General features: G+C 70.7%; 12 protein-coding genes and 1 pseudogene. All 13 read left to right on the top strand.

Features of this window, described 5'->3' with window-relative positions; all coding sequences use genetic code 11:
* On the top strand, positions 1 to 871 hold an 871-nt coding region (locus AOK09_RS02990; protein ID WP_079062687.1), incomplete at its 5' end, for a PD-(D/E)XK nuclease-like domain-containing protein.
* Entirely contained in the window at positions 868 to 1,872 is a 1,005-nt protein-coding gene (locus AOK09_RS02985; RefSeq protein WP_217698370.1) for a hypothetical protein, read from the top strand. The genes AOK09_RS02990 and AOK09_RS02985, both read left to right, overlap by 4 nt.
* A 17-nt stretch (positions 1,873 to 1,889) precedes the next feature.
* The gene (locus AOK09_RS36955) at positions 1,890 to 2,693 is read left to right on the top strand and encodes an exonuclease domain-containing protein (RefSeq protein ID WP_157875778.1); all 804 of its coding nucleotides are present in this window, start codon (positions 1,890 to 1,892) and stop codon (positions 2,691 to 2,693) included.
* 2 nt (positions 2,694 to 2,695) lie between these two features.
* Positions 2,696 to 3,058 (top strand): hypothetical protein, encoded by a 363-nt coding sequence (locus AOK09_RS02980; RefSeq protein ID WP_055585518.1) that lies wholly within the window; start codon positions 2,696 to 2,698, stop codon positions 3,056 to 3,058.
* Positions 3,055 to 3,675, top strand: a complete 621-nt coding sequence (locus AOK09_RS02975; RefSeq protein ID WP_245687091.1) for a hypothetical protein — start codon at positions 3,055 to 3,057, stop codon at positions 3,673 to 3,675. Before AOK09_RS02980 ends, AOK09_RS02975 begins: the two co-directional genes overlap by 4 nt.
* Positions 3,675 to 3,803, top strand: coding sequence for a hypothetical protein (locus AOK09_RS43045; protein ID WP_265736698.1), 129 nt, complete (start codon positions 3,675 to 3,677; stop codon positions 3,801 to 3,803). Before AOK09_RS02975 ends, AOK09_RS43045 begins: the two co-directional genes overlap by 1 nt.
* Positions 3,793 to 4,032: pseudogene (locus AOK09_RS02970) on the top strand (WhiB family transcriptional regulator); the annotation flags it as partial. The gene AOK09_RS43045 and the pseudogene AOK09_RS02970, both read left to right, overlap by 11 nt.
* 206 nt (positions 4,033 to 4,238) lie before the next feature.
* Complete coding sequence (locus AOK09_RS02965; protein WP_055585517.1) at positions 4,239 to 5,522, top strand: DNA cytosine methyltransferase; 1,284 nt, start codon at positions 4,239 to 4,241, stop codon at positions 5,520 to 5,522.
* Positions 5,519 to 5,767, top strand: a complete 249-nt coding sequence (locus AOK09_RS02960) for a hypothetical protein (RefSeq protein ID WP_055585516.1) — start codon at positions 5,519 to 5,521, stop codon at positions 5,765 to 5,767. Before AOK09_RS02965 ends, AOK09_RS02960 begins: the two co-directional genes overlap by 4 nt.
* Positions 5,764 to 6,102 carry an HU family DNA-binding protein gene (locus tag AOK09_RS02955; RefSeq protein WP_055585515.1) on the top strand — a complete coding sequence of 113 codons (339 nt, stop codon included), beginning with the start codon at positions 5,764 to 5,766 and terminating at the stop codon, positions 6,100 to 6,102. The genes AOK09_RS02960 and AOK09_RS02955 overlap by 4 nt, the downstream gene beginning before the upstream one ends.
* 47 nt (positions 6,103 to 6,149) lie before the next feature.
* A complete protein-coding gene (locus AOK09_RS02950) occupies positions 6,150 to 6,569 on the top strand; it encodes a hypothetical protein (RefSeq protein ID WP_055585514.1) in 420 nt (139 codons plus the stop codon).
* 44 nt (positions 6,570 to 6,613) lie between these two features.
* A complete protein-coding gene (locus AOK09_RS02945) occupies positions 6,614 to 7,435 on the top strand; it encodes a DUF2303 family protein (RefSeq protein ID WP_055585513.1) in 822 nt (273 codons plus the stop codon).
* 87 nt (positions 7,436 to 7,522) lie between these two features.
* Positions 7,523 to 8,051 (top strand): helix-turn-helix domain-containing protein (locus AOK09_RS02940; RefSeq protein WP_055585512.1); only part of this gene is annotated, 529 nt, incomplete at its 3' end.

Genomic DNA, 8,051 nt, shown 5'->3' with positions numbered 1-8,051 from the left:
GCACGAGCCCGGGTCCATCACCCAGCCCGGCGTGTACGAGGACGTCCCCGCCGAGAGTTACCACGCCGACCCAGTCCGAGGCGGCTCCCTGTCCGCCACCGGCGCCCGGCGGCTCCTCGCCCCCAGCTGCCCGGCCCTGTTTCACCACGAGCGCACCAACCCGCCCGCCCCCAAGCGGCACTTCGACCTGGGCACCGCCGCCCATCAGATGGTGCTCGGCAGCGGCCCGGAGATCGTCCGTATCAACGCCCCCGACTACCGCACCAAGGCCGCGCAGGAGCAGAAGAAGACCGCGCACGCGGCCGGCGCCGTGCCCCTGCTGGACCACGAGTACGAGCAGGTCGAAGCCATGGCCGCCGCCCTGCGCGCCCACCCCGTGGCCGGGGCCCTGTTCGCGGCTGGCTCCGGCCTCGCCGAGCAGACGCTGGTCTGGCGCGACCGGGCGACCGGCGTGATGTGCCGGGCCCGTCTGGACTGGCTACGTCACCGCGTCGAGGGCGAGCGGCTGCTGGTTCCGGACTACAAGACCGCCAACGCGGTCGACCTCGACAGCATCCAGAAGTCCATCCACAACTACGGCTACCACCAGCAGGCCGAGTGGTACCTCGAAGGCGTCCGCGCCCTCGGCCTCGGCAGCCTCGACGCGGTGTTCCTCCTGGTCTTCCAGATGAAGGAGCCCCCGTACCTGGTCACGGTCGTCGAGCTCGGCTCGGTGGCCTTGCAGATCGCCGCTGACCGCAACCGCGAGGCGCGCGAGACCTACGCCGAGTGCTCGACGTCCGGCCGCTGGCCGGCGTTCAGCGACGGCATCGAGCTGGTCCAGCTGCCCGCCTGGGTGGAGAGCAACTACCTCCGGGAGATCACCCGATGAACAGCATCGAGCAGGCACGTCCCGTTCCCGTCCCGGCCCGTCTGGGGCAGGGCACGGCGGTGGAGCAGTCCCGCGCCGTCGCCGAGGTCCAGGCCGCAATCGTCGTCGCCCAGCAGTGCCCGCGCAACATCCACGCCGCGGTCGCCGAGATGCGCGAGTCCTGCAAGCAGATGACCCTCGCCGAGCGGGCCTTCTACCGATACCCGAAGGGTGGCCAGACCATCACCGGGCCGTCGGTGCACCTTGCGCGTGAGCTGGCCCGCTGCTGGGGCAACGTGCAGTACGGGCTCGTTGAGATGCGCCGCGACGACGAGTACGGGCAGTCGGAGATGCAGGCCTTCGCCTGGGACGTGCAGACCAACTCGCGGAACTCCTCAACGTTCATCGTGCCGCACCGCAGGGACACCAAGAACGGCCCGCAGCAGGTCACGGACATGCGGGACATCTACGAGCTGAACACGAACAACGGTGCGCGCCGGGTCCGCGAGGCGATCTTCGCGATCCTCCCGCCGTGGTTCGTGGAAGAGGCCAAGGTCCTGTGCGCCCAGACGCTGAAGGACGGCGGGGGCAAGCCCCTGGCGCAGCGCATCGCCGACGCCATCCGGCTCTTCGAGGGCCTGGGCGTGGCCGTCGACCGGATCGAGGAGAAAATCGGCCGTCCGTCTGAGAAGTGGAACGAGTACGACGTCGCGCAGCTCGCGATCACGTACAAGTCGCTCCAGCGCGGGGAGGTTCGGGTCGAAGAGGAGTTTCCGCCGCCTCGGGTGACGGCCGACGAGGTCCTGCGGGGCACGCCGAAGCCGCCGACCGGACCGGACCTGCACACGTGGGACATCCACCAGATCGCGGCTTCTCTCGGTATGAGCGAGGAGGATCTGGAGGCGCGCTGCCACGGGGTGACCGGCGGATCGCTCGCCGAGGCGTCCGAGGCGCAGGTACGCGCCCTCACGCAGGAGCTGGCCAACGAGATGGCCCGGGGCGCCGCCGGGGGCGCCCGATGAGCTGGCACCTGGAGCGCATGGCCGCGCTGGACTTCGAGGCCTCCGACAAACACCACCAGACCGCGCGGATCGTCAGCTGCGCCCTGGTCCTGGCCAGCGGTGGGCTCGGCACCGACACCCGCACCTGGCTCGTCAACCCCGGTGTCCCTCAGGAGCCCGAGGCCATCGCGGTGCACAAGCTCACCGACGAGCACCTTGCCGCCCACGGCCAGGACGCCGGGCAGGCAGTCCATCAGATCGCTCAGGCCGTGGCCGAGGTCGTCGCGGCGGGCGTCCCGCTGGTCGGCCACAACATCGGCGGCTACGACCTGAACCTCCTTGATGCCGAGTGCCGGCGTCACCTCGGGGCCGGGCTGGAGGAGATCTGCGGCCAGCCGCTGACCCGGGTCATCGACACGATGGTCCTCGACCGGCATGCGGCCCCCTTCCGCAGCAAAGACCAGGGCGGCTACACGCTCCGTACCAGCGCCACGATGTATGGCCTTTCCTGGGATGAAGAGCAGGCGCATGGCGCCGCGTACGACGCGTTGAAGTCGGCGCAGGTCGCCTGGGTCATGGGCTCCCTCGCGCGCCGCCCGCACGCGGAGCGCCCCGAGTGGGTGCTCGGTCTGCGGACCTCGCGGTTCAGCGATCTGGACGTGTCGGACGTCGAGGAGCTGCACCGTCGGCAGATCGGATGGGCGGCCGCCGGTGCCGCCTCGTATCAGGCATCGCTGCGGAACCCCGAGAAGGCCGGGGATCGCTTCGACCCGAACGCGGTGATCGAGGGCCGTTGGCCGCTCATCCCGGCCCAGGCCGCCGCTGTTGTCGGGGAGGGCTGAGCGTGTCCCGGACCCTTCGACTCTTCGTCGCCGCCCGGCGCCGGACCAGCGAACGCCGCCGCCTTGAGTTCCGCCGCATGCGCGCCGCCCTCCGCGAGGCCGTACAGGACCGAAGCGCCCTCGCCAAGCGATGCCGTACGGCCACCGCCCGCGCGGACCAGCTGGAGCAGGTCGTCGCCTGCCTGCTCACCAAGCCCCTGGAGCGCAGCAGCATCCGCCTCTGGGAGGACGACGTGCGAGCCATGGACGGCACCGTCACGATCACCGACCCCGAAGGCAGCGGCCTGCTCCTCATCTCGTACGTCCCGGCTGCGCCCTCCCTCGGCAAGCCGGCAGGAACCAACCGGAAGGACACCTCCGGGTGAGCACCACCTTGACCCCCGGTGCGGCGGTAGCCGCACCCGCCGCACCGGGCACCACCCGCGACGCGCCCCGCGTCATCGGCCTCGACGTCAGCCTGAGCAGCACCGGCGTCGCCGGGCCCGGCTGGACCGACGTCATCCGCCCGGGCAACCGCACCGGACACGACCGCCTCGCCTACCAGCTCCGCGCCATCGCGGACCACACCAGCCGCTGCGACTTCGTGGTCATCGAAGGCCCCGCGTTCTCCCGCGCCCTCCAGCGAGGCCACGACGAACTCGCCGCCGCCCGCTGGATGGTCCGCCACGACCTGTGGCGCCGGAACATCCCCTACGCCGTGTGCCCGCCGGACAACCGCACGATCTACGCCACGGGCAAGGCGCGCTGGAAGGGCCTGTCCGGGGCCCAGGTCAAGGGCTTGGTCCGGGCGGCTGTCGAAGAGCGGTACGGCGTCGAGTGTTCAGGCCGGGGCCGCAGCGACCGGGCGGACGCCTACGTGCTGATGGCCATGGGCCGCGACCGGCTCGGCTATCCCCTCTCACCTGGACCGGCGACGCACCGCCGGGCTCTGGCCGGGGTCGCATGGCCGCTGGCCGTCCCGGCCCGGGGGGTGACCCGCTGATGCTCATGGACCTGGTCGTCTCCGTCCTCGACCACCCGTGGCTCTGGACCGCCGGAGCGCTGGCCGTCGCCGGGGTGCTCGTCGGCTTCGCTGTCTGGCCCTCGAAGGAGGTCGACGATGACGAGTGACTGGCTCAGCCGCGGGGTCTGCAGGGACGAGGACCCCGACCTGTTCTTCCCTATCGGGAACACCGGCCTCGCGCTGCTCCAGATCGAGGAGGCGAAGGCGGTGTGCCGCCGCTGCCCGGCCATGGAGCAGTGCCTGACGTGGGCCCTGGAGACCAATCAGGACGCCGGGGTGTGGGGTGGCCTGTCCGAGGACGAGCGCCGCGCGATCAGGCGCGGTGCTGGCAAGTCGCCCCGGCAGGACAAGGAGTCCATGGTCCGGAGCGTGGCTCTCGCCCGGGGCGCCCGCATCGTCCGGCTCGTCAATGCCGGCCAGACCTACGTCGCCCTCGGCCGGGTCATGGGGCTGCCCGCGCACGTGGTTCGGCGGGCCCACGACCTTGTGGCGTCCGGCGAGGTCGAGCCGGTTCCCGAGCCCACGCTGAGCGGAGCACGCACATGAGGTACCGGTTCGACGGAGACATCGACTTCACCGACTTGTTCTGCGGCGGCGGCGGATCGGCGACTGGCCTGACAGAGGCCGGCTACGTGCTGAAGCTGGCCATGAATCACGACATGGTGTCCATCCGCACCCACATGGCCAACCACCCCTTGGCCCGGCACCTGTGCGAAGACATCAACGCCTACGACAAGCGCAACCTGCCCCGTACCCGGGTTCTGTGGGGCTCGCCGATCTGCACCGAGATCAGCCCGTCCGGGGGCCGGAAGCGCACCCGTGGCCAGACCGCCATCGACGTGGAGGGCACTGGCGAGGACGGAATCGCCAAGCAGGAGACGTTCGAGCGGACCCGCGCCACCGCGCTGGACATCATCGCCGCCACCGAGGTCCACCGCTACGACGCGGTGCTGTGCGAGAACGTCATCGAGTTCATCACCGACTGGGAGCTTTTCGATTGGTGGCTGAAGGGCTTCAAGATCCTGGGCTACAACCACCAGATCGTGTGCGCGTCCTCTGCGCACCTTGGCGGGGGCGACAACGAACTCGCCCCGCAGTACCGCGACAGGGCGTACATCGCGTTCACCCGTGAGGGCATTCCGTTGCCCGACCTGGAGGTGAGGCCCGAGGCGATCTGCCCTGAGTGCGGCCCAGTCCGAGCCAAGCAGGTGTGGCGCAACCCCCGCCGCCGGCAGATCGGCAAGTGGGGTGTGCAGTATGACTACCGCTGCCCCAATCGAGCCTGTGGTCACCTCATCCTCGACCCCACCGTGCGGCCGGTGGCAGAGATCATCGACTGGGCCCTGTGCGGCCAGCGGGTCGGCGACGGTCGACCGGACCGTAAGCAGTTCACCCCATACGCGGCCTCGACCCGGGCCCGGATCGCTGTCGGCCTGCATCGGTTCGGCGCCGAGCCTCACGTGGCGATGCTGCGCCGCAATGGCACTGCCGTCGCCACCACCGCCCCCGTTCCAGCGCTGTCCGCGCAGGGACTGCACCACGCCCTGGTGATTCCCAATGGCCGCAAGGGTGCGCCGCGAACCACTGCCGAGCCGATGACGACGATCGCCACCAAAGCGCACCACTCCCTGGTCCGGACGGCACCGTCCCTGGACGACTGCACCATCCGGATGTTCACCACCCAGGAGCTGATGCAGGCCCAGCGGTTCCCGAAGGACTACATCGTTCACGGCAATCAGAAGGAGCAGATCCTCCAGGCGGGCAACGCCGTCTCGGTGAACGCCGCTCGATGGATCGGCGAGCGCGTCATGGCGGTCCTCGCATGAGCCGCCCCCGGCCGCGCTCCGCACAGTCCGCCAGCGCCAAGGGCCCGGATCCGCCGGGCGTCCTGGACTGGGGCGACGGTCGGCACTGGTCTTCCACCGCCCTGCCCTGCCGCTACTGCGACACCCCCACCCACCTCCGGGACTCCAAGAGCAAGCCCGCACACAAGGCCTGCGCCGAACAGGCCCTCGCAACCCAGGCCGCCGACGCGGCCGCCGCCTACCAGAAGGAAGCACTGACCCCATGAACAAGCAGCAGCTCTCCGAGGCCGTGGCCGCCAGCCTCGGCACCAGCCACACGAAGGGCCGCGCCGCGGTCGAAGCGGTCCTCGACACCGTGACCCGCGCCCTGGCCGACGGCCACGCGGTGTCCGTCACCGGCTTCGGCACCTTCGAGCCCGTCGACACCCCGGCCCGCACCGCCCGGAACCCCCAGACCGGCGACCGCATGCAGCTCCCGGCCAGCCGGAAGGTCCGCTTCCGGCCCGGCGCGGCCCTGCGCGGCTACGTCACCGGCGAGCGCCCCATCCCTGCGGGCCGCGTCCACAAGGCCGGCAAGGGCTCCGCCTCGACCCAGGCCTGACCTGCCACACACCACCCCGCTCACCGCTGACAAGGAGAACCACCCCCGTGACCACCATGCACGTCGACCCCAACACCGGCGAGATCACCGACGAACCCAAGCCGATGCCGCTCGCCGAGCTGCTCATCAACCACATGAAGGGCCGCGCCCACGAGGTCGCCAGCACGGAGTTCCACCAGCTCGTCGCCGCCGTCACCGAGCACGGCAAGAAGGGCAAGCTCGTCGTCACCTTCAACGTCGAGCCATCCAAGGGCCACGTCGACGGCGACCCCCTGCACATCGGCATCGACAGCGTCCTGACCGCGCCGAAGGCCGCCGTCCCGCACGCCATCTATTTCGTCGACGGCGAGGGCAACCCCAGCCGCGAGGACCCCCGCCAGATCAGCCCCGGCCTGTTCCGCGACTCGGACGGCACACCGGAGTTCCGCCTGCCCGAAGACCGGCGGCCGACCGAGTTCCGCGGCTGACCATCCCCGTCCAACGACCGACCAACCACCAGGAGCACAGAGCAGTGACCGACACCCACGACGGCGCCCGGACCATCGTTGAGACCGCCCTCCTTGCCGCCGAGCCGAACGAGCTGAAGCCCGGCAAGGTCTACGCCTGGCTCACCCCCACCGGCGGGGTGCAAAAGATCGACCTGACCGGCGACGAGTACCGCGACACCCCGGCCCGCAAGACCGGCACCACCACCCTCCGCGACGCCGACAGCTTCATCGCCTACTACCAGAAGCACGCCGACGAGTCCTCGGAGGTGTACGCGGACGCCGAGCGGCTGACGGTCACCGCGGTCCTCGACGCCCACCAGGCCGGCGCCGACGGCGCCCGCTGGGGCAAGCACCGGGCGGTCCTGGCCCTGCGCAAGACCAAGGCCTGGGAGGCGTGGCTAGCCAACGACACCCGCATGATGGGCCAGAAGGACTTCGCCGCCTTCCTTGAGGACCACCTCGCCGAGCTCCTGGAGCCGACGGCCGCCGAGATGCTGGAGATCGCCCAGTCCATCGAGGGCACCACCAAGGCGCAGTTCCAGCACGGCCACCGGCTGCAGACCGGCGAGCGGCAGTTCGCGTACGTCGAGGAGACGTCAGCCACCGCGGGTAAGGGCCAGCTCACCATCCCGGAGACGTTCGTGATCGGGCTGGTGCCGTTCGACGGGTCGGCCGGGTACCGGCTGCGGGCCCGGTTCAAGTTCGAGATCAACCGGGATGGCCACCTGTCGCTCGGCTACAAGCTGGAGACCCCGGACGACACGCTGAAGACCGCGTTCGCCGATGTCACCACGGCCATCACCGAGGGCCTGGGCGTGCCCCTCCTCAACGGCACCCCTGCCTGACCTGCCCCCTGTGCAGCCCCGGGGCGGCCACGGCACCGGCCGCCCCGGGTCCTCCCCTCTTCCTTGCGCGACCAGAGAGAGACCCCTGTGAGCAACCGTCAGCAGTCGGACCGTATCCAGTCGGTGCGTACCGCGTGGGTCAACAGACTCCGCGCGGAGGTACTGCGGTACGGCTCGAAGGACCTGGCCGGCGTCGCCAGGGTCGGGGTCTGGCTCGCGTCGTTCGCCGACGCGGACGGCTCCAACGCTTTCCCCTCCAGGGAGACACTCGCGACCTTGTCGGGCGGCTCGAAGGAGACCGTCACCCGCGCCACGGCCGTCCTGGAGGCCGGGGGGATGCTGGCCAAGAGGCGCAGGCCGAACCAGTCCGCGGTGTACCAGCTGACGATGCCCGCCGGGCCGGTGGATTGGGCGTCCGTGCTGTACCTGTACACCGACAACCGGCAGCGCAGGGCGCGCGCCGCAGCGAAAGCCGCCGAGATGGAGGCCGTCCTCGCATCCGCCGGAGAAGCCCACCCGGAAGGCGTCCGCGGACGCTCTCCGGAAGGCGTCCCCGACGGGTGTTCCGGAAGGCGTCCGCGGACGCTCTCCGAAGACCCGGAAGGCGTCCGCGGAC

Origin of the sequence: Peterkaempfera griseoplana (assembly GCF_001418575.1) — a bacterium.
In the GTDB taxonomy this organism is placed as follows: Bacteria; Actinomycetota; Actinomycetes; order Streptomycetales; family Streptomycetaceae; genus Peterkaempfera; species Peterkaempfera griseoplana.
This window is presented reverse-complemented; position numbering and strand designations above follow the sequence as displayed.